General features: G+C 37.4%; 24 protein-coding genes. 15 read left to right on the forward strand and 9 right to left on the reverse strand.

The features are described 5' to 3' along the window. Positions 1-6 precede the first annotated feature (6 nt). The 3 genes from AC5WOF_RS01235 to AC5WOF_RS01245 all read right to left on the reverse strand — a co-directional run bounded on the left by AC5WOF_RS01235 (position 7) and on the right by AC5WOF_RS01245 (position 4,657). Positions 7-2,379 carry a helicase HerA domain-containing protein gene (locus AC5WOF_RS01235; RefSeq protein ID WP_496048136.1) on the reverse strand — a complete coding sequence of 791 codons (2,373 nt, stop codon included), beginning with the start codon at positions 2,377-2,379 and terminating at the stop codon, positions 7-9. Between the two features lie 217 nt (positions 2,380-2,596). After that, positions 2,597-4,075 (reverse strand): flotillin lipid rafts scaffold protein FloT, encoded by a 1,479-nt coding sequence (gene floT / locus AC5WOF_RS01240; RefSeq protein WP_496048137.1) that lies wholly within the window; start codon positions 4,073-4,075, stop codon positions 2,597-2,599. A 6-nt stretch (positions 4,076-4,081) separates the two neighbouring features. Beyond that, positions 4,082-4,657 carry an NfeD family protein gene (locus tag AC5WOF_RS01245; RefSeq protein WP_496048809.1) on the reverse strand — a complete coding sequence of 192 codons (576 nt, stop codon included), beginning with the start codon at positions 4,655-4,657 and terminating at the stop codon, positions 4,082-4,084. Between the two features lie 256 nt (positions 4,658-4,913). Here AC5WOF_RS01245 and AC5WOF_RS01250 point away from each other — a divergent pair, with 256 nt between their 5' ends. From AC5WOF_RS01250 to AC5WOF_RS01265, 4 genes are read left to right on the forward strand one after another with little or no spacing between them, the layout of a single operon-like run. Continuing rightward, complete coding sequence (locus AC5WOF_RS01250) at positions 4,914-6,050, forward strand: ABC transporter ATP-binding protein (protein ID WP_496048138.1); 1,137 nt, start codon at positions 4,914-4,916, stop codon at positions 6,048-6,050. Continuing rightward, on the forward strand, positions 6,051-6,704 hold the full coding sequence (locus AC5WOF_RS01255) for an ABC transporter permease (RefSeq protein ID WP_496048139.1): 654 nt from the start codon (positions 6,051-6,053) through the stop codon (positions 6,702-6,704). A 48-nt stretch (positions 6,705-6,752) separates the two neighbouring features. Beyond that, positions 6,753-7,643, forward strand: coding sequence for a glycine betaine ABC transporter substrate-binding protein (locus AC5WOF_RS01260; RefSeq protein WP_496048140.1), 891 nt, complete (start codon positions 6,753-6,755; stop codon positions 7,641-7,643). Between the two features lie 10 nt (positions 7,644-7,653). Continuing rightward, a complete protein-coding gene (locus tag AC5WOF_RS01265; RefSeq protein WP_496048141.1) occupies positions 7,654-8,280 on the forward strand; it encodes an ABC transporter permease in 627 nt (208 codons plus the stop codon). Positions 8,281-8,381: 101 nt separating this feature from the next. Here AC5WOF_RS01265 and AC5WOF_RS01270 read toward each other — a convergent pair whose 3' ends face one another. The 4 genes from AC5WOF_RS01270 to AC5WOF_RS01285 form a co-directional block, all read right to left on the reverse strand. Continuing rightward, positions 8,382-8,609 (reverse strand): hypothetical protein, encoded by a 228-nt coding sequence (locus AC5WOF_RS01270; protein ID WP_496048142.1) that lies wholly within the window; start codon positions 8,607-8,609, stop codon positions 8,382-8,384. A 226-nt stretch (positions 8,610-8,835) separates the two neighbouring features. Beyond that, complete coding sequence (locus tag AC5WOF_RS01275; RefSeq protein WP_496048143.1) at positions 8,836-10,365, reverse strand: solute symporter family protein; 1,530 nt, start codon at positions 10,363-10,365, stop codon at positions 8,836-8,838. Then, complete coding sequence (locus tag AC5WOF_RS01280; RefSeq protein ID WP_496048144.1) at positions 10,362-10,679, reverse strand: DUF485 domain-containing protein; 318 nt, start codon at positions 10,677-10,679, stop codon at positions 10,362-10,364. Before AC5WOF_RS01280 ends, AC5WOF_RS01275 begins: the two co-directional genes overlap by 4 nt. A gap of 215 nt (positions 10,680-10,894) precedes the next feature. Further along, on the reverse strand, positions 10,895-11,791 hold the full coding sequence (locus AC5WOF_RS01285; protein ID WP_496048145.1) for a mechanosensitive ion channel family protein: 897 nt from the start codon (positions 11,789-11,791) through the stop codon (positions 10,895-10,897). Between the two features lie 325 nt (positions 11,792-12,116). Here AC5WOF_RS01285 and AC5WOF_RS01290 point away from each other — a divergent pair, with 325 nt between their 5' ends. The 8 genes from AC5WOF_RS01290 (at position 12,117) to AC5WOF_RS01325 (ending at position 17,899) form a co-directional block, all read left to right on the forward strand. Continuing rightward, positions 12,117-12,623, forward strand: a complete 507-nt coding sequence (locus AC5WOF_RS01290; protein ID WP_496048146.1) for a PadR family transcriptional regulator — start codon at positions 12,117-12,119, stop codon at positions 12,621-12,623. A gap of 184 nt (positions 12,624-12,807) precedes the next feature. Next, positions 12,808-13,905 (forward strand): GerAB/ArcD/ProY family transporter, encoded by a 1,098-nt coding sequence (locus tag AC5WOF_RS01295; protein ID WP_496048147.1) that lies wholly within the window; start codon positions 12,808-12,810, stop codon positions 13,903-13,905. Between the two features lie 331 nt (positions 13,906-14,236). Beyond that, positions 14,237-14,443 carry a DUF1657 domain-containing protein gene (locus tag AC5WOF_RS01300; RefSeq protein WP_496048148.1) on the forward strand — a complete coding sequence of 69 codons (207 nt, stop codon included), beginning with the start codon at positions 14,237-14,239 and terminating at the stop codon, positions 14,441-14,443. 19 nt (positions 14,444-14,462) lie between these two features. Beyond that, the gene (locus AC5WOF_RS01305; RefSeq protein WP_496048149.1) at positions 14,463-15,317 is read left to right on the forward strand and encodes a DUF421 domain-containing protein; all 855 of its coding nucleotides are present in this window, start codon (positions 14,463-14,465) and stop codon (positions 15,315-15,317) included. A 19-nt stretch (positions 15,318-15,336) separates the two neighbouring features. Then, a complete protein-coding gene (gene spoVAC, locus AC5WOF_RS01310; RefSeq protein ID WP_496048150.1) occupies positions 15,337-15,819 on the forward strand; it encodes a stage V sporulation protein AC in 483 nt (160 codons plus the stop codon). Continuing rightward, positions 15,820-16,839, forward strand: a complete 1,020-nt coding sequence (spoVAD, locus tag AC5WOF_RS01315) for a stage V sporulation protein AD (protein WP_496048151.1) — start codon at positions 15,820-15,822, stop codon at positions 16,837-16,839. Further along, on the forward strand, positions 16,836-17,186 hold the full coding sequence (gene spoVAE / locus AC5WOF_RS01320; RefSeq protein WP_496048152.1) for a stage V sporulation protein AE: 351 nt from the start codon (positions 16,836-16,838) through the stop codon (positions 17,184-17,186). The genes spoVAD and spoVAE overlap by 4 nt, the downstream gene beginning before the upstream one ends. Positions 17,187-17,194: 8 nt before the next feature. Beyond that, positions 17,195-17,899: a DUF421 domain-containing protein gene (locus AC5WOF_RS01325; protein WP_496048153.1), complete on the forward strand. Its 705-nt coding sequence runs from the start codon at positions 17,195-17,197 to the stop codon at positions 17,897-17,899. A gap of 195 nt (positions 17,900-18,094) precedes the next feature. Here the strand turns inward: AC5WOF_RS01325 and AC5WOF_RS01330 are convergent, their stop codons facing one another. Continuing rightward, complete coding sequence (locus AC5WOF_RS01330; protein WP_496048154.1) at positions 18,095-18,298, reverse strand: DUF1657 domain-containing protein; 204 nt, start codon at positions 18,296-18,298, stop codon at positions 18,095-18,097. 82 nt (positions 18,299-18,380) lie between these two features. After that, the gene (locus AC5WOF_RS01335) at positions 18,381-19,076 is read right to left on the reverse strand and encodes a DUF421 domain-containing protein (protein WP_496048155.1); all 696 of its coding nucleotides are present in this window, start codon (positions 19,074-19,076) and stop codon (positions 18,381-18,383) included. A gap of 332 nt (positions 19,077-19,408) precedes the next feature. Here AC5WOF_RS01335 and AC5WOF_RS01340 point away from each other — a divergent pair, with 332 nt between their 5' ends. The 3 genes from AC5WOF_RS01340 (at position 19,409) to AC5WOF_RS01350 (ending at position 21,958) form a co-directional block, all read left to right on the forward strand. Further along, on the forward strand, positions 19,409-20,359 hold the full coding sequence (locus AC5WOF_RS01340) for a dimethylarginine dimethylaminohydrolase family protein (protein WP_496048156.1): 951 nt from the start codon (positions 19,409-19,411) through the stop codon (positions 20,357-20,359). Between the two features lie 27 nt (positions 20,360-20,386). Then, positions 20,387-21,208 carry a transporter substrate-binding domain-containing protein gene (locus tag AC5WOF_RS01345; RefSeq protein ID WP_496048157.1) on the forward strand — a complete coding sequence of 274 codons (822 nt, stop codon included), beginning with the start codon at positions 20,387-20,389 and terminating at the stop codon, positions 21,206-21,208. Between the two features lie 90 nt (positions 21,209-21,298). Then, complete coding sequence (locus AC5WOF_RS01350; protein ID WP_496048158.1) at positions 21,299-21,958, forward strand: amino acid ABC transporter permease; 660 nt, start codon at positions 21,299-21,301, stop codon at positions 21,956-21,958. The last annotated feature ends 6 nt before the right edge of the window (positions 21,959-21,964 follow it).

A 21,964-nucleotide genomic window follows, 5' to 3' on the forward strand; every position in this document is an offset into this window, starting at 1 on the left:
TCATGGTTAAAAGGGTTTGATTGAATTTGCACCTAAAGAGTTGCCATATAGTATCTGTATATATTCATCGATTCCATCTAACCCCACGGCCTTTTGATTCACTTTTTCTGCCGGCTCACTTTCAGGCTTCCAAGGAGCCATTTCCCACTCTTGCTCCCTTTTATTGATTTCGCCTAAGTAAGCCATCTCGAGCTCATCTATTTCCGCTTGGGTAGAAACAGGAGCTTCAGGTAGATATCCTCGATTTGTAAACGCATAAGTTCGTTGACCTGCATTATTGATTGCCATCTGTAAATAACCATAGAAGGGGTCAAGCGTCTGGAAATCAAGGGAATCCAAACCTAAAGTATGCATATGTTCATAAATAAAATCTGCATCTGCTGCGTTAGCTACCCGATAACTAAGTATCGTCTCTACATTTCGGAAGATAGATTCTGTTACTGATTGATTGATATAATTTGTAATCCCCGGCAACCCCATCCAAAGCGGCATCCGATACTTTTTCGCCTCATGCAGAAAGTACTCTAAATCCCCAAATGCTTGATTTAAGTAAATACTGGCATCATCGAGCACAAAAGGATGCAATGGAATATACTCTCCATTTGTTCGTTGTTTTTCCCGGAGAAGCATGGCACAATGGAACATCGTAATGACGGATACGCCCATTCTTGGACGGTCCCCCGAATTCAACCCAGAAAGATCAAAAATTTGAAAGTGTCCTTCATTTAGTGCCTCTGTCCATCGAATTCCATTGGAGTAATGATTGAGTGTATTACTCATTCCAGACATATTGATTTCTCTTAAACGAGTAATCATCGAATTATTGAAAAATTCCTCTTTCCAGTTACTCTCTTCTGGATTTTGCAAATAGCGCTGCAAAAATTTTGCCATAGATGCTTCTATGGGATGTGCTGGATTGAGTTCGCGGATCACTTTTTGACAAAAATCATTATCTTCAATTAATAATTGCAAATTGAACAACGTCGCTCGATTCAGTTTCAACAAGGCCTGTGCACCATATAATAAATGATCGGAAACAAATGGCGTCCAATAATCTTTTCCAAGCCGCCGGAAAATCTCCAAAACAATCCTAGCTTTTTCATAATCTGTTTTTGCATAATCGATATCAAAATAGTTAAACGGATACTGTCCTCTTTTAAAGCGAATGACTTTCACTAAGTGATGCAATGATTTAGGAATTCTCGCTAACAACTGATTAGCTAACTTGCCTTGTATATCCATCACCGTGAAACCTAGCCGATTTTCATCTGTTCTCTCCTTTATATAATCAACCAGCACATTGAGCAAAGTAGTGGTTTTTCCTGTGCCAGCTTCGCCAAAAACCGCAAAATGACTCTCTAAATTTCGGATAGATAACCGATTGGAACGAATATTTAAGTTTTTTTCCATCGTCCCAATCTTAATACCTTTGTTTTGATTTTGTTGGTTTCTTACATCTAGTGGTTCTGCTATTCGCTTACCACCTAACCAAGTCATTTTCGATGACGGTGTATAACTGGGCGGATGAATTAACTTAGCAAGCTCACTTGACCCCATGATCAAAGCATTTTGTTTTTTTCGAAAGGGAAACAATTTATGTTCAAATTCATATCGAAATAGCGGCCGGATCATTCTCCACCATTCTCGCCAGTTTAAATAATTGCTTTCAGCAGAATCCGATACGGATAAGATTTGGGCACAAGGCTCTAAAATTTGCTTGCTTTCCTCAAGTGTCTCTGCAAAACTGAGTAAACGAATAACTACTTCTGCTTTTGGCTGTTGCTGCTTCTGAAATATCGCTGCATGGAGGCGGTTTTTTTCGTCTGTATCTCCTCCTCCTCGTTCTAGGGAGTGCAATGATTTGGTAAAAGAACGAGTGACTTGGTAATCATATACAGGTCTCACGAGAAATTGACAAACAATGCGTTGTTTCTCTTTTAATTTACTTAAATATTCATGTAATGCTTGTTCGAGCGAAGCGTCCCACCCAGCAGGCAAGCAAAAATTCTTTTCAAATTGCATTTTGTACCCGTAGTGTGCTTGTTTAAAATTTAAAGGCTCTGGAGCTTCGGATTGCGTAACTTCTAGCGTTGGATCGACGACAGCAAGCCGCTGAGCAATTTCATAACCATGTGTGGCATCAGGAGCCCAATAGTAATAATTTAACTCTGATCCATTTGCATGTAATTCCCAAGAAATCCAAGGTTCTTTGAAACGAAACGGAAAGCGTCGAAACCATTTTTTTAAAGTGAGATATTCAATCACTCCATCCCAAGCTAATTTTTGTTGGGAAGATGGCTGACTTGGGCTTGGCGTTCGTTTCAGTTGGTAGTATTTTCCCTTAGGACGCAATTGTGGAAACAAATAAAACCTGTTCACCGTCATCCTCCTTTTCCTGTAAATTATTTATACTCATTTATTCATTTTTCACGTTCAAAAGTTAATATATCTTAAAATTATCATTGATTTGTTACTAGATCAATTGCAACCTATTGACAAAAGGTATAAAGTAACATATTTAGATTATAAACGAAAAATCAACTGTTAAATGAGACAAAGAAGGGCAGCTATCCATTAGATAACCACCCTAAACTACCTACTCGCTTTCTTCATCCTCTTCTTGGGGAGCCTTTGGAGTAGAATTCCAATTTGTCAGCATTTTTTCGACATCAATTCCGGATACTTGCTTTACCATTTCCGGAGTTTGAGCCATTAACTGAGTAACATAATTGCTAACTTTTGTAGCTCCTTCGCCACCACCAGAATCAATTACTGTCAGCTTATCAATATTTTGAAGGGGGCTGGCGATTTGTTTTGCTAGTTCTGGAATCATTTTTACAATCAAGTCCAAGACAGCTGCCTGCCCATACCTGTTAAAGGCTTCTGCAAGTTTCTGTTTGGCCTCTGCTTCGGCTAACCCTTTTGCCCGAATGACTTCGGCTTCTGCTGTACCTTCCATCTTTTCTACTTCTGCTTTAGCAAAACCTTTTGCTTTTTCCGCTTCTGCCAGAGCATGCCCTTTTGCTTTTATCGCAGCAGCCTCTGCTTTTGCTTGTGCTTCTTGTTGGAAACCATTTGCTATCGCTTCTTGCTCTTTCGCATAACGATCTGCGTCCGCTTTTTTGCGTACTTCTGCATCATATTGCTTTTCTCGACGCGAAATCTCTTTCTCTTCTAACTCAATTTGTTTTTGCTTCCGGACTAATTCAATCTTCATTTCTTCTTCGACAACTTGCTGTTTATTTTTGTTTCCTTGGAGGGAATATGCTTGGTCCGCTTCTGCTTTTTTCTTATCTTGTTCAATCTTAAATGCAGCTATTTTTAATTCCTTATCTTTTTTGAATTCTTCGATATTGGTCTCCGTTATCAAAGTAGCTTTTGTTCCCTCTTCTCTTGCTTTTGCAGTTTGAATTTCTGTATCACGGATCGCATTTGCTTCCGCAATATCTGCATCTCGTTTAACTACGGCAATCCGAGGACGTCCAAGAGCATCCAAATACCCATTTTTGTCTTTTACGTCTTTGATGGTAAAAGAAACAATACTCAGACCCATTTTTTTCAAATCACGCGCAGCCACTGTTTGCACCTGTTGAGCAAATTTCTCACGATTTTTGTACACTTCTTCTACTGTCATCGTTCCTAAAATTGCACGAAGGTGACCTTCTAATACTTCACGGGCTTCATCATTTAATATTTCATTTGTTTTCCCCATAAATTGTTCGGCAGCAGTTGCCACATCTTCCAAAGAACTACCAATTTTGATGATTGCCACACCATTTACCATAATGGGAACACCTTGTTCCGTATAGACTTCTGGTGTGTGAACCGTCAATTTATGAGACAGCAAACTTAATTTTTCTGCTCGCTGGAAAATCGGAACAACAAAAGCTCCGCCACCGCGAATAATCTTTAGCTTCCGACCAGAGTCATCTGCAAGTACATTTTTCTTTCCTAAGATGTTACCAGTTACAATCATTGCTTCATCAGCACCAACTGTTTTGTATCTAGCCCAAAAGGCAATGGAAAAAATAATAATAACTCCAACAACGATTCCCGCAGTTTGTAAAATTAACAAATAGATTCATCCTTCCACATTCTCTACATAAATAATCGAATCTTTCACTTCTCGTACAATCACTTTGGCACCTTCGGGAATCAGATTACCATCCATACTTGCTGCGATATGATTTGTATTGCCACCTGCCATGGTAATCAGCACTTCGCCAAATCCATCATCGGGTATCCCAATCCAGACTTCACCTTGTTTCCCTATTAAATCTTGTACACTAAATCCTGTAGAGCTTTCTGTTCGTTCAGCTGGACGGATTACCAAATAATAATAAAATGCAACTCCACACAGAGCACAACTAGCGGAGTAAAGGAGTATTTGCTCTAAATTTAGAAATGTCCAATTAGTAAGAATAAATCCTGCACCACCAAAGATGGTTATCCCTACAAATAAGGATATGGGCTGTAAAAATGGGATGTGGATATGAAATACATCACCAAAAAAATCCCCCACAAAGAAACTGAATAAGCAAAAAACAATCCCAATTAAAAAACATACTCCAAATAAAATATCAATATTTTTCTCATTCCTCTCTCTGTCTTTATTATATAGAAAAACAAAATATTTTTCTTCGTACTTCCATACAATGTTAACTGTTTGTAAATTTCTTAATAATAGTTAATTGTCATTGATTTGCATAATAATATAAAAACATTTACCATTAGTTTAAAAGATTTTTCTTCGTTCAGCGAAATATCACCTCTACTTATGTAAATCTTTCAAATCAATGCCTCATCTTTTTATCCTCTTCTGGACACAATAACAGCATGATGAAAATCGAGAAATCATTTTATTTTATAACTGACAGAAACTTTTACGAGAGTAAAGGATGGGTTGAAAACGAATGATCACATTTGAAAATGTTTACAAGCAATATCATAATGGCCATACTGTGTTGAAAAATTTAAATTTACATTGCAAAGAAGGAGAAATAACTGTATTCATTGGTCCAAGTGGGTGTGGAAAGACCACCACTATGAAGCTGATCAATCGCTTGATTGATCCAACAAAAGGACGAATACTCGTCAATGATGCAGATATCTCTACCATCAGTCCCGTTAAATTGCGGAGAAGCATTGGATATGTAATTCAACATGTTGGATTGTTCCCTCACATGACAATCGCAGACAATGTAGCAGTAGTTCCTCGTCTTTTAGAATGGGATGAAGAGCGCACTCAAAAACGAGTAGATGAACTTTTAGAGATGGTTAAACTTGCACCAAATACATTTCGAAGTCGCTACCCTTCGGAGCTAAGCGGTGGACAGCAGCAACGTATAGGGGTTATCCGTGCTTTTGCTGCCGAACAATCCATTATTTTAATGGATGAACCTTTTAGTGCACTTGATCCAATCAGTCGAGAACAATTACAGGATGAATTGATACACCTGCAAAAAGATATCAAGAAAACCATTATTTTTGTTACACATGACATGGATGAAGCGCTTCGAATTGCGGATAAAATCGTTCTAATGCGGAGCGGAAAAATTTTGCAAGAAGGAACACCAGAAGAAATATTGCGCCGTCCAGCCAATGAATTTGTGAAAAACTTTATCGGCAAAAAAAGACTGGCACAATTTGAGGCAATTCCTGAATCGGAAGAAGTCATGACTCGTAAACCTGTTACCATCCTTCCCTCTAAAGGGCTTGCAGAGTCTATCAAAATCATGGAACGCAAACAAGTGGATTCTTTAATCGTCGTAGATGCTAATGATCGGCTTCAAGGTTACATCACGATTTATGATGTTATTCAACAATTTCGAGATGAAAGCAAACGTGTAGGGGATATTATGCACACTTTTGAACATGTCATTTCTCCTGACACACTGCTCAACCAGACGATCGATCTGATGGATGAACACAAACTGCCTTATGTACCAGTCGTCAAAAAGGATCAAACCTTAATTGGATTGGTCACGAGAGGTTCCATCGTCGGTCATCTATCCGATATTTATTCTACGAATGGAAATGAAGGGTCTTAAATGGAATATATAAAAATATTTGCTACTCGTGGAAGTGATTTGTGGAACGCTATGATCCAGCATCTCATTATCTCTGGAACTGCTTTATTGCTTGGAATTATCGTTGCTGTACCTCTTGGAATTTACTTAGTGAAAACAAAACACACATGGCTTAGATCTATCGCCTTTTCCATCACAAACGTTTTTCAAACGATACCAAGCTTAGCGTTATTAGCAATATTGATTCCCCTCATAGGAATCGGAAAGTTTCCAGCTATCGTTGCACTTTTCTTGTACTCTTTGCTTCCTATTTTACGTAATACCTACTCAGGGTTTGAATCCATCGATGAGAGTATCATCGAAGCTGCAAGAGGAATGGGTTACGATGGAAAGCAACGATTATTCCGGATCGAACTGCCACTAGCTATTCCCTACCTGATGTCGGGAATTCGCTTAACCACCATCTATATTATCAGTTGGGCAACTTTAGCCACATTGATCGGTGCAGGTGGACTTGGTGAATTAATTTATGGAGGTTTGAGTGTTTATGATAAACCTCTCATCTTTGCTTCCTCTATTACTACTATGATTTTAGCAATTGTAATCGACTTTCTCCTTGGAGTCTTGGAGAAGTTTTTAACCAATCAAACTACAAGCCGGGAACAATCCGCATAGGTTCTCAGCAGAACAGGAGGTAGTCCAACAGGATTCTGTTGTATACATATGAAACTACAAAAAGCATTACTTCCTATTGCACTATCATTCATGATCTTGCTAGCTGGATGCTCTTCAAAAGACACCATCACCGTAGGAACACAAACCTTTACCGAGACGAAAATATTAGGATATATGTACAAATACTTAATTGAACAAAATTCCAATGTAAATGTCGATGTAAAGACGGACCTTTCTTCCAGCCCTTTTATCGTCAATGCTCTGCGAGAAAATGAAATTCAATTAGGCACCCTCTATACAGGTGAGATCTTTAATAATTGGTTTCCTATCCAGCAGACAAAAGATAAACAAAAAGTACTGTCCCAAGCTCAACGCGGCTTTTCCAAATATTATCATTTTAAATGGTTCAATCCCCTCGGATTTGAAAACACATACGCTTTTACCGTAACGAAAGAAGTAGCAGACAAATATCACTTGAAAAAGATTTCTGATCTTAAAAAAGTATCCAAAAATATGCGTCTTGGTGTAGACACTTCTTGGATGGAACGGGACAATGACGGATACAAACCATTTGTCAAAACATACGGTTTATCTTTTAAAAATGTGTTTCCAATGGAAATTAACTTAGTTTACAAAGCAGTTGCAAGTAAGCAAATGGATATCGTCTTGGCCTATTCCTCTGATGCGCGGATTAAACAATATCATCTTGTGACTTTAGAGGACGATCGACACTTTTTTCCACCTTATGATGCATCCACCGTCGTCTCAGAGGACACGTTGAAAAAATATCCAAACGTAGACAAAGCTCTTCAAAAATTAAGTGGGAAAATAAATATCGATACGATTCGTACCTTAAATGCAAAAGTAGACATTGATATGCAAGAACCGGAACAAGTGGCAAAAGATTTTTTGCAGCAACAAGGACTTCTCAAGAAGTGAGGTGAGAAAAATGGACACAGTAATCCGCTATTTTCAATACAACTGGGACAACTTGCTCGTGCTTATTGGTCAACATATCGTCATGGTGGCATGTGGTTTGCTGTTAGCATTGATCGTCGGCATACCACTTGGGATTTTGTCTGCTAGAAATGAAAGAGTGGGAAAATATATTTTAGCCGTTGCAAACTTAATCCAAGTATTTCCCAGCCTTGCACTACTGGCCATGTTAATGGTTATATTCGGGATCGGATTTTATTCGGTAGTGATTGCACTATTCTTGTACTCTCTTTTGCCGATCATTCGCAATACATATGTTGGGCTTAAGGAAGTAGATCAAAGTATTTTAGAGGCAGGTAAAGGTGTAGGAATGACCAAGTTTCAAATTTTGCGCAAGGTACAAATTCCACTTTCTCTCTCCTTTATTTTTTCCGGCATCCGGCTTGCAGCCGTTATCGCCATTGGAGTAGCTACCCTTGCTCCATTCATCGGCGGAGAAGGATTAGGAAAAGAAATTTATTCCGGGATAAACTTGCGTGACCCGGTTAAAATTTACAGCAGTGCGATCATCACGGCAATCCTAGCGATACTAGCAGATTATTTGCTGGGAAAAGCAGAAAAGAAAACGCGAGTAGAATAGAAAAGCACAGTTAGCTAAGAGGAATTTAAATGGTAATCAAAGAGCCACTATCAAATTTAAGATAGAGGCTCTTTTTACTGTATATGGAATTCCTCTGGACATTATCCTTCAAAGAGTCGCATGAAGATCGTAAAAAATTGGAGTTTGTGCGGCTCGTTCGAGCTGAGCCACACAAACCATGTACCGCACCAATCAAGGATGGAGCGACTGACTACTGCTGCTGGGAGTCCAGCTTCTTGATTCCATCGTCCAGTCCATCCCCGGATACGGGTGTGTCTGCCCCATGTCACCCATTCGGGCCTGGGAAGTCTGGGAAGTGTCCTGTTCATCGCTCTCATTCGACGGGGTGGTCACATTGCCTCCTCGAGACATGTTGGGTAGAAGCATCGATTAATGCTCCATTATTAATTTTAATAAAAATAACTTATAAGTCAATGTGATCACATTCTTAATGATCACACTATAAAAGAGGAGGCTATCTCCTAACCTCCTTGTTACATTCAATATTAAAACGATATCTATCCCAAACCAAATGTAGTACAAAACATTATTCTACTATTCCTTTAACCCTATTTGTGACTGTACCAAGATTTGATCAAAATTGTCTTCTTCCTTGTTAGAAGAAAAAATCGTTCCAAGATATGCTGCCAAAAAACCTAGCGGTATGGAGATAATTCCCGGATTGGTTAAGTTGATCAGCGGATCTCCTACCAATATCGCCTTTCCTACTTCTGGACTCCATACATTTGGACTGATCGCCACCAAAATGATAGAACTGCACAAACCAACTAACATGCTTGCTATAGCGCCAGTCGTATTAAAGCGGCGCCAGAACATCGTAAACAGAATAACGGGTAAGTTCGCACTAGCGGCAACGGCAAATGCTAACCCAACTAAGAAAGCTACATTTAGTTTTTGCGCAAATAACGCTAATAGGATTGAAATTACCGATACCCCGACAGATGCCCATTTTGCTGCTTTCATCTGTTCCTTTTCACTCACATCACCTTTTCGAATGATATGGCTGTAAAAATCATGAGCAAAAGACGAAGCAGCTGACAATACTAAACCTGCAACTACTGCTAAAATGGTGGCAAAAGCAACGGCAGAAATAAAGGCAAATAAAAAGTCTCCACCCAACGCTTTTGCCAGTAATGGAGCTGCCATATTCCCTGCCTTATTAGCTTTTTCAATGACATTTGTACCCACAAAAGCAGCTGCACCGAATCCCAAAAAGATAGTCATAATATAAAAAATTCCGATAATCCAAGTGGCATTTACCACTGATTTACGAGCAGTAGGTGCATCTTTCACGGTAAAAAATCGAATTAAAATATGAGGCAATCCTGCTGTTCCGAGGACAAGTCCCAAGTTAAGCGAAATATTATCCAAGCCATCTTTAAATTTGTTACCGGGGTTTAAAAAAGCATCTCCCAATGGAGTAGCTTCTTTCATATGCTGGAACATGTTCGTGATACTAAAATCAAACTTTGCAAAAACCATAATAGAAATAATCAATGTACCGACTAATAACAGCACAGCTTTAATAATTTGAACCCAACTGGTTGCCATCATACCGCCAAAAACAACATAAACCGTCATTAAGACTCCGACAATTAATACTGCTGTAGCATAGTCCAGATTTAATAATAATTTAATTAATGCACCAGCTCCGACTAACTGAGCGATCATATAAAAGATAGAAATTGCAATCGAATTCAAAGCGACAACACCGCGAATATTTTTATTTTTAAATCTGGATGCAATGACATCTGCCATTGTATATTTTCCAAGGTTGCGCAGTGGTTCTGCGACCAGATAGAGCACGACAAGATATGCTACCAAAAAGCCAATGCTATAAAAAAATCCATCAAATCCAGTAAGCGCAATCATTCCAGCTATCCCTAAAAAAGATGCTGCTGACATATAATCTCCTGCAATCGCCAATCCATTTTGCCAACTTGATAAACCGCCACCAGCAGTATAAAATTCATTGGTCGTATTCGTTTTTTTGGCTGCGAAAAAAGTGATGACAAGTGTAATAGCGACAATCAGTAAAAATAGCCAAAACGCAGTATAATTCACTTATTTTCGCCTCCAACTTTTTTAATCTTTTCCACCATAGAATCAAATGATTTAGCCTTTTTTGAATATAAGATACATAATCCCCATGTCATAATAAATTGAGCCAGCGCAAATATCCAAGCCCAAGAAATAGGACCTATAGCAGAACGATTTAAAACAGTACTGTAAGATGTAAGGATCGGAAGGGCAAAATAAAATACAAAAAAGAAAATGGTAGTAGGGATGATAAATCTCTTCTTCTTGCTCATCAATTCTTGAAAGAGCGGAGATTGGACAATCTTTTTGTAATCGCTTTCAACACTATTTTTCAACAAACATCAGCCTCCTTTTTAATAGAGTATCTAATAATGAATATGATGTCTATCTTTAATTTATTATTATGATTATTAACTCTGTTAAGTATTTTCAAATGAGTTTCAATGCTTTCCGAATTCAAAAACACTAGGAAAAACAGCAGTCATTACCATACTGCTGTCTTTCATTAATTTATAAAAGCATTATTCTTAAACAGAATTAAATTAGAATGATACTATGTGTTGTGAACCGACTGAGCAGGTTGCAGGATCAAGTGACTTGGATAACTGATTTCCACCCCATTGCGCTGAAAAGCCAAAATTACTTCTATCCGCATCTGCCGCTCCACTTTGATATATTCATCAGGTACACATAAGGCAGTGACCGTAACATGAACACCAGATTGATCTATGTTCGTAATCCCCGTTACTTCTGGCTTTTCTAAAATCCACAAATCACATTTTTCATAGATATCATCACAAACATCAGATAAAATTTTCTCCATTCTTATCATATTTATCTCAAATGGCACAGTTACAGTAACAATTGCCCTCATTTTCTCACGATTATAATTCGTAACTTGCATGATTTCTCCGTTCGGTAAATAATGAAGCCTTTGATTGTATTCACGAATCTTGATGATACGAAGTCCGACTTCTTCCACTGTACCGATAATATCATTATTTATTTGAACTACATCTCCAACTTCTAATTGACCTTCAAAAATAAGAAAAAGCCCTGATATTATATCCCGTACTAAATTTTGGGCACCGATACCGATGGCTAAACCGAAAATTCCCGCACTAGCGAAAACAGGAACCGGATTAAATCCCATATTTATTAAAATGGTAATAAAAGAGATGAAATAGATCACATACCTGCTTATTGATTTCATCAATTTATGAAAGGTATTTGCTTGGCTTCCTTTTACTCTACTATGTTGAAACAACCAATCCATCAATCGATCCGTAAACCTTGCAGCTATAACAGTAAGCAAAATGATAAAAATTGTCTTCACTATCGGAATAAGAAGAAAGGACACAGGATCATTTATCATACTGCTCCAGATTGATTTTGTTTGGTTTATCAAAGACTCTGTATGTATTTCTAACTTTGTTTGCTTTTCAAACACGGAAAAATAGACCTCCGATTTTATGGAATAAAACTAACATCATTATATAGAATTCCCAAAGAAACGAACAGACTAACAAATACTTTTTTAATAAAATAGGAGAAATCCACTATGATGCGGCATCCTGGAAAATGGGAAAAAAGAGAGAATAAAGCATCGATCGGATTCTAGTCAAAATTACAAAAGTAGCGGTAATGATCATTTTTAGAATACTGCAAACACAAATTTAAAATTATCGTTAAAAACACATTCATTGATCCCATTCACCCAACTTGTTATGATAAAAACAGTTCACCCAAAAGTACAAGTAAAGAGAAGGATAAATATGTATATTGATTTATTAGTATTATATCAAATCGAACTTTCACCTAAGTATGGCTATGAAATCAAAAAAAACATCCAGCATCAACTTGGCGATTTAGTGGATGTTAATCATAATTTGTTATACCCTGCTTTACGTCGTTTTGAAGAAAAAGGAGCAATCTTAAAAAAAACCGATGAACAGACTGGAAAACCCAATCGACATGTCTATTATATAACAGACATAGGCAGAGTATTGCTCTGTCAGATCATCAAAGACTTCCACCCTAAAAATGCCAAGAATGACATAGAGTTCTTAATAAGAGTTGCTTTATTTGATCATATTGAAAAAGCGGATCGCTTTCATATTTTAAACATGAGAAAATCATACCTAACAAACCTATTAGCCAAAAGATTCCCTGCTGATTATCCAATAGAAAATAGCATTTTTACACATGAAGTAATCCAGTTTTCTACAATAAGAATACAACAAGAAATAAAATGGATTGATCATTTACTATCAAAGATATAAGCTATCATGAACGCTTAAAACAGAGGGTATACTATGTTATTCCCTCTGTTTGTTCTTTTTTTATTTCCTCTTTAAAATATCCTCTTCCAACTACAATCGGTTTCCCACATATTAAACCTTATGTAAGGAAAAACTGAATACTAACGTTAACCGTCTAAAACTCCTAGAACAAAGAGGTAGGACAATGTTCAATCGGAAAGACCAGATCACCACTCCACAGGCTGCTGTCGTTATTATCTCCTATACTTTAGCTCTTGGCATTCTGCAATTGCCAAGAAGCCTTGCAGAAGCTACGGGAAATGCTGATGGTTGGATATCGATACTGATCTCAGAACTGATTCATATCTTATTTGGCATCATGATCGTAAAACTTTGTCAACGATTTCCACAAAAAACATTTTATCAGTTTAGTCAAGAGATTATTGGGAAGTGGCTTGGAAAACTACTTAGCATCTGTTTTATTGCGTATTTTTTATTATGGTGTGGGTTTGAGGTTCGTGGAATGTCCGAACTAATGAAACTTTACTTACTTCCTACAACACCTTCGATGGCAGTTGCCATACCCTTTATCTGTCTAGGAGTCTATGTAGTAGTTGGAGGGATCAACCCTATTGTACGTCTTCTTGAGGTTTTATTACCGCCCACGATCCTCGTTTTTGTCTTGGTTTTTCTTCTTAGTTTAAAAACCTTTGAAATTAATAACTTACGCCCTGTAATGGAATCTGGAATTATACCCGTAATGAAAGGATTGAAAGTTACTCTATTCCCTTTAACAGGAATGGAATCCATGCTTGTCCTTTTTGCCTTTATGAAAGAACCACAAAAAGCCATCAAAGTATCTATTATAGGTATTGTCGTACCTTTAGTTTTTTATGTGACAACCTTTCTTTTGACTATTGGAAGTCTCGGAATAGAAGGAGCCTCTATTAAAACATGGCCAGTTATTGAATTGTTTCGTCAGTTTGAATTTACTGGTATTTTATTTGAACGATTTGAAACCTTCATGCTTGCCATTTGGATTTTGAAAATCTTCACTTCCTTTGTCGCTTGTTATTATTTTGCAGTGATTGGTTTTAGTCAATTAACAAACATAGAGACGATTCGTATAATTTATTGTACTGCACCGATTATTTATCTTATTACTATGTCTCCAAGAAACATAAATGATTTATTTCATTTTGGTAATCTGCTTGGTTATACTGGTGCATGTTTCATCATGTTGGTTTCAACTGCATTGTTCTTAATCACAATTTGGAGGAAGAAAAGTTCTATGAATCATTAATGATAATCCATTATTTTTCCCGCAAAAAAAATCTACTTCAACAACTTTCCCACTCCTCAACTCGCAAACACGAAATACCAAGCTGCTTTTGAAATCTCACTTTGTATTCGTCCCTCAAACAAAATCATCTCCTATCACTCCTGCATCTCATCTTTTCGTTTATGAGATTGCCCTCAATCTATAACTCTGCTTTTCTATCTCTACTTAGAGATTTGCAAAAAACATAATCCGGTAACGACTTGTTTTCTAGAACAATCTAGCATCAGTTTGTTTAAAACCCATTTCTATAGGAAATAAATGACAAAAATGAGGTTTGGGTAAGGAGAGACAAATGACTACATATGCAAAGGTTAAGCAGACATTGGTCTGTTTAGAAGGAGCGCAGTCGACTATGCAAATACTGGAACAAATCACGCAAAAGGAAGAAGCTGCGCAATCTCTACGTTTTAATGCACAAAAATTGGATGTTGTGATCACTCGATTAAAGAAACGTGTTCAAAAAATGGAATTCGAAGAACCAAATTACAAGGGATTTTAGCTAGGAAGGAGAAACGAAAGTGCCAGATTGGCTTCAGATTATTATTCGTTCTATCGTCTTTCTTTTGCTTGTCCTTGCTCTAACAAGAGTACTTGGGAGAAAAGTTGCCTCAAGGATGACCTACTTTGATATTGTGTTTGCGATGACAATAGGAGTTATTGCAGCTGCAATTTCCTTAAATCTTGTTCCTGTCGTGTTGGGTTCTATTGCTTTGCTTACTTGGGGTTTACTAGGAACTGGTCTCAGTTTTCTCTCCTTAAAAAGCAAATGGGTACGAGATTTCATTCACGGAAGAGAAGCAGTTGTCATGAAAGATGGAAAGATAATGGAAGATCAATTAATGAAACTCCGATATTCACCTGAAGATTTATTACAACAATTGAGAAGTAAGCAAATATTTAACGTATCAGATGTAGAATTTGCGGTTATGGAATCAGATGGAGAAATAAATGCCTTATTAAAATCAAATCGTCAACCTATAACCCCTAAAGATGTAGGTGTAGAAGTATCTCCTAGTACAGGGGTTCAAACCGTGATTTTAGATGGAACCATTATGGATGAACCTTTGACAGTCATGGGATTAAATCGAGGTTGGCTCCATACCGAATTAGATAAAATCGGAGTATCTGTTGACAATGTATTCATTGCTCAAATTGATACATTAGGTGACTTGTACCTTGATTTATTTGATGATGTAATTCAAATTCCACAAGCATCTACACGACAATTATTGTTAGCAACTTTAGAAAAAGCAAAAGCAGATTGTGAAAGCTTTTTATTAGAAACGAATGATACAAAAGCAAAACAAATGTATCAGCAATGTGCAGAAGATTTAACCTTGATTATTTACGACCTTAAACCAATGTTGAAATAAATAAAAATGGAGGAAAAACATGTCAGATAAAAAGAAAAAGAAATTGACACCAATACAACAAGAATACCAAGATTTTGCGACACAAAGAGAACCAAAACGACCAATCGTTAAAAACTGTGTTCGTGCATTTTTTTATGGAGGAGGAATATGCCTCCTTGGACAATTGATTTCAACCTTTTATATGCACTATTTTGGCTTTACGAAAGAAACAGCAGGAGACCCAACAGTAGCTACTCTCATCTTCCTCTCTGTATTATTAACAGCTTTAGGAGTTTATGATCATATCGCCCAAAAAGCAGGTGCTGGTACTGCTATTCCTGTAACAGGCTTTGCAAATGCAATGGCATCTGCGGCAATCGAGCACCGCTCGGAAGGATATGTACTCGGAGTTGGCGGAAACATGTTTAAATTAGCGGGTTCTGTCATTGTTTTTGGTGTATTTGCTGCATTTGTAATCGGAATCATAAAAGTGGTTATTTCGCAGTTTTTAGGAGGATTTTAAGTGTTACAAGGTAGAACCTGGGTATTTCCCAATACTCCTTATATTTCCGCTTCAGCAGCCGTTGGAGGACCTTTTGAAGCTCAGGGACCTCTAGCCGATGATTTTGATATTCTGCACGGTGACTTATGGCTTGGAGAAGATAGTTTTGAAAAAGCCGAAAAAAAACTATTGGAACAAGCTTGCGAAAAAGCTATTGATAAAGCTGGATATAAAAAAGATGACATGCAATTTTATTTAGCTGGAGACCTTATGAACCAAGTCATTTCCAGCAATTTTTCGGCTCGTACTTTAACGATACCCTATTTGGGACTGTTTGGGGCATGTTCTACTTCGATGGAAAGTCTTGCCTTAGGGTCACTATTAGTAGATGGTGGTTATGCAAAACGTGTACTAGTAGGAACATCTAGTCATAATGCTTCTGTCGAAAAGCAATTTCGTTATCCCACCGAATACGGTTCACAAAAACCACCTACTGCTCAATGGACAGTAACAGGTGCTGGAGCAGCAGTGGTCACTTCAGAAAAAACGGGCATAAAGGTGACTTCTGCTACAGTTGGACGCGTTGTCGATATGGGAATTCAAGATCCCTTTAACATGGGAGTCGCAATGGCACCGGCAGCTGTCGATACGATAGAAGCACACTTCCGGGATTTGAATGTAAATGCTTCCACTTACGATTTGATTTTAACAGGTGATCTAGGGAAAGTCGGACACCATATAGCTGCTGATTTATTAAAAAAACATGGCTTAAAAATCACAGAAGACAGGTTTGGAGACTGTGGGTTATTAATTTATCGAGAAGATCAACCAGTTTTAGCCGGCGCAAGTGGTTGTGCTTGTGCAGCTTGTGTTGTATTTGGACATATTCTCAATCGTATGCGAAGAGGTGAACTTCGTAAGATTTTGGTAGTAGCAACAGGAGCTTTATTGTCTCCGATTAGTTATCAGCAAAAAGAAAGTATCCCTTGCATCGCACATGCAGTAGCCTTTGAAGCAGAAGGAGGCGAAGAAACAGAATGATTTTTTTATGGTCATTTGTTATCGGAGGACTGATCTGTGTTATTGGTCAGATTATGATGGATGGGTTTAAACTAACACCTGCACATACCACCAGTACTTTAGTAGTAGTCGGTGCCATTTTAGGCGGATTGGGCTGGTACAAACCTCTGATTGATTTTGCAGGTGCAGGTGCCACCGTTCCCATTACAAGTTTTGGCAATGCATTGGTACATGGTGCACTAGCAGAGGCTTCAAAAGATGGTTTTGTTGGGGTTATAACAGGTATCTTTGAAGTGACAAGTGCTGGAATATCTTCAGCTATCGTATTTTCTTTCTTAGCTTCACTACTATTCAAATCAAAAGGATAAGATGGTGTATGGACTTGCTATATATTGTTAAGGTTATTGTCTTATTTACCATTGCAATAGCAGCAATCCGGTTAATGGGAAAAGCAACATTAAGCCAACTTGCTCCCCACGATTTAATGGCGATTGTAATTATTGCTGCATTAGCAACACAACCCATTATCGTCGATGATTTTTTAAGCACCGTACTTGCTATTGCTTTGATCGTTATTATACATGTGATATTTAGAAAGTTGACACTCTATCAGTGGACAAATCAATTCATTCTTGGGGAACCAACCATTCTGATCAAGCATGGAAAAATCGTGAAAGAGAATCTTCAGCGTTGCCAATTTTCTTTATCTGAACTGTTATCTACTATTCGCTCAAAAGGATACTCAGATATACGCTCTATTCAATATGCCATTTTGGAACCTACTGGTGCAGTGAGTGTGTTTCCATGGGAAAAATACTACCCTGTTACACGTAACGATTTAAAGATAAAAGCAACTTATCATGGCTTAGCGCTTTCTTTGGTTATAGACGGAAAAATACAGCATCATAATTTGTTATTAATCGAAAAAGATGTGGACTGGCTTAAACAAGAATTACAGAAAAAAGGATTTCTCGATATAAACCAAGTTACATATGCATCCATAATGGACTATGAATCAAGTATTTATGTGGACAGCGGAAAAGGTCACCACTCCAAAACCAAAAATAATTACTCCAGATGAACAAATTCACTAACATTTCGTTCCAAATCCCGCTTGATATGCACGTCTTCCGCGTCTGTTGTAAAGAGCAACAAAGGACGCTACAGTCGTATATATCTTCGCTTAGGATTTTTTGTATCTATTTTGCTTAAGTAGAGTAATTATATGAATAAAAGATAAAAGTCGCCTATCCTCTGAAAGACGACTTTTAGAAAATTATTGGTTATACTGTGGCTCTTCACTCATAATTTGTTGTTCACGTGTTTTTAACTGCTGAACTACTGTCTCCATTTGCAGACTTAGCTGTTGATAGGTTTGCTTTGCTTGTTGATTGTCTGTATCTAATGCAAATCCTTTTAAACTCGCAGCAATAGACTCCGCACTTGCTATGGTTTGTTGAATTTTTGTCCCTACTGTCATGACGCTCACCCTTTATTTAAGATTTAATTTCTGCCATTATTTTTTACAAAGATGAGAAAAGTATTCCATGAAGTTGCATGTTTTAGTGAAGCTGATCATGATAGCGGTCTATAAACACTTTTCCATCCCCGGTAATCTCCATATAACTTACCTCTTTTATGTCCTTGATCTTGTGCTGTTTCAATATATTTTGTACATCCTTTTTTGTTAACTTTGCTTCTTTTAATTTCTGTTCATCAAATACTCCATCAATAATTATTTCCATTCCGGGCTTTTCCTGTTTTGTTTTCAAACCTAAATCTTTTCGAGTCGGAGTACCTTGTGCTGCTTTTTTCAGCACCGATAGACATCCATCTGTTTCCATCACTGCAAATTCAACATCTGCAACGGAAAATACATCCTTCTTTCGTAATAACATACGAAGATTATCGATATCTAAACGGATTTTTTCTATATTTTTTTCGAGAATTTTTCCATTTTTAATAATCGTCACAGGTTCTCCTTCAGCTAAGAGACGAACATTCCGAAATTTCGTACCTAAGTAAGAAGCCAAAATAGAAAGTCCTCCAAATAATGCTAATGACAGCAAGGCTCTAGTTACTGGAACACTCTCATCCACTAAAGGAACAGCTGCAATATCTCCTAAAATAATCCCAGTGATATAATCAAAATAAGTAAGTTGTGAAATTGCCTTTTTCCCTTGGAGTCTTGTTAAAAGCAGTAAAGCGATAAAGATAATGGGTACTTCCCAAAACAATTGCATCATGTATTTGTCCATATCATCACCTGAGCTTAGTGTTACTTAAATTACTTAAAATATTCTTCCGTGTAAATCGAGATATACTACCCTTATAAAATATTTCATTTTATAATTTTTTATCATTCTATGTGAATATTTATACATTAAATCCAACTTTATTTCATCGATCCACAAAGAAAGATTTATATTTATTCCCTTTCGAACAATACAAACCAATGAATTCTACAATATTTTTTGGTAAAATTATGTATAAATATTTATTATTCTTGACAAAAAGCACCTCCTCCTATGATAATTATATGTAAATCTTTAAATATAAAATTCTAAAAATGGTTTTAGGAGGAGAACATTTGGCAAAATTTCATGTTCAAGGCGAGCGATGGTTTCCACCTGAAAATTCCTTCTTTGATGAAAAAGAAGAATTATGGGGAGATTGGTATTGTGACTCGGAAGTAGGGCGTCTGCGTTCTATTTTGCTTAGACGACCTGGCAGCGAAATTGAGATTGTGACAAACAAGAATTATCAAGATTTTCGCTGGAAAGCTTCCATGAACCCGGAGAATGCGCGGAAGGAACAAGATACTTTAGCTCAAATATATCGAGATCATGGCATTGAAGTTAATTATGTGGAAGATATGAGAAATGATCGACCAAATGCATTATATATGCGTGATTTGGTTATTATGACACCAGAAGGGGCAATTGTTTGTCGACCAGGAATCAAAGCTCGACGCGGAGAAGAACGATATGCTGCCGGGGCATTGAGTCAACTAGGTGTTCCCATAATTAAAACGATAAATGGTGATGGTATTTTTGATGGAGCTTGTTTGATGTGGGTGGATCGTCATACAGTCATTATTGGAACAGGTGCTCGTGCTAATGAGTCAGGAGCAAAACAAGTAGAAAGTGAATTGAGAAACATTGGTGTAACCGATTTCATTCACTTTCCGATCCCATATGGCCATGCACATATAGACGGGTTATTAAATATCGCTGATAAAAAAACAGCCGTATTATTTCCTTGGCAAGTTCCCTATGATGTCGTGAAAGCGTTATTAGATCGAGATTTCACGATTGTGGAAGCTACTAACATAGAAGAAGTAAAATCAAATTTTTCCGTAAACTTCGTAGCCTTAGAACCGGGTAAAGTAGTTATGCCCGCTGGCAGTCCTGAAACGAAAGCAAAAATGGAAGAATCGGGAATAAAGGTAATCGAAGTCAAAATGGATGAGATTATGAAAGGCTGGGGCGCTATTCACTGCATGACAGCTCCTTTAAAAAGGGACCCCCTATCCACCTAGTAAACAAAAGAGAGGATTGTGTAAAATATGAAAAAGTATCTCGTACTTATTATTTCTCTTTTTCTAGTTTTGCTTACAGCTTGTAGCGGAGGAAATAGCAGCGGCTCCAATGAAACATCCACAGTTGATAATATAGTGAAGAAAAAGACACTAGTCATTGGTACTGCCCCTGGATACTTGCCATTTGATATGAAAGATAAAAAAGGTAACTACATCGGTTACGATATGGATTTAGCTAGAGCAATTGGTAAGGCACTAAATGTAAAAGTGGAGTTTAAACAATATGAATTTAGTGGACTGATTCCAGCATTACAAACTGGCGATATTGATATGATTCTCGCTGGTATGACCATTCGTGGAGATCGTGCGTTAAGTGTTAGTTTTTCGAATCCTTACTATGCAACTGGTCAAGCGTTGATGGTACCAAAAAGTGATTCGACCACAACAAACTATCAACAACTGGATCAAGCAGGAAAAACGATTGCTGTGTCCCAAGGAACAACAGGCGCATTACTGGCAAAACAAGTTTTCAAAAAAGCAAAAGTAGTTGACTATCCTGATTTCCCTTCTGCTGGTATGGCGATGACACAAGGTCAAGCAGATGGAATTATCTATGATGAACCTGCCGTTAAATTGTTTGTCAATATGAATCCTACTAAAGTAAAACAAGTAAGCGGGTTAATATCCTCCGAGAATTTAGGAATTGCGGTTAAATTGAACGATTTAAAAACAACACAATGGTTAAATTCTTTCCTTGAATCTTATCGTAATAGTCCTGACGATATAGCATCCATTAACAAATGGTTTAAATCTACTGATTGGATGAATCAAGTAGAAAACAAGAAATAATGCTACTTTCAACCTCGTTAATAGGAAGAGTCTAGGAAACTATACTCTTCCTATTCTATGAATCAACTTATATTAGGAGGACCTGAAGTTATGGAATATAACTTGGATTGGAGCGTTATTCCCCAAAATATGGATGCCATACTAGAGGGACTTTGGTTAACACTTCAAATTTCCGCATTAGCTCTTTTAATTAGTATCCCCATCGGCATCCTTGCTGGTTTGCTGCGTATATCTCGTAATCGTTTTGTTTCTTTTCTAGCTTCTTGTTATATTGAATTTATTCGCGGAGTACCTCTTTTGGTCTTACTTCTTTGGATATATTTTGTACTCAATCAATTTTTGCATTTAGGTGCTTATTGGTCCGCCATTATCGGCCTCGCTTTCTTTTCTGGTTCTTTTATCGCTGAAATTGTTCGTGCTGGAATTGAATCTGTTCCACGTGGACAAATGGAGGCTGCAAGATCATCAGGAATGAATTATATATCCGCAATGAGATTGATCATCCTCCCGCAAGCATTTCGAAAAGTCTTACCGCCAATGGCTTCTCAGTTTATCATCTTGATTAAAGATTCCTCCTTGGTTTCCGTCATATCGGTAGCCGATTTGACTTTAGCTGGTAAAAACATTGTAGGTACCACGTTTCGTTCCTTGGAAGTCTGGACATTTATCGCATTGCTCTATTTTGCAATGACATTTATCATTTCCCAAGTAATTCGATTTTTAGAGAAAAAATACAAGGTAGCGGAATAAATGGAG

Source organism: Shimazuella sp. NTD250, assembly GCF_059510375.1.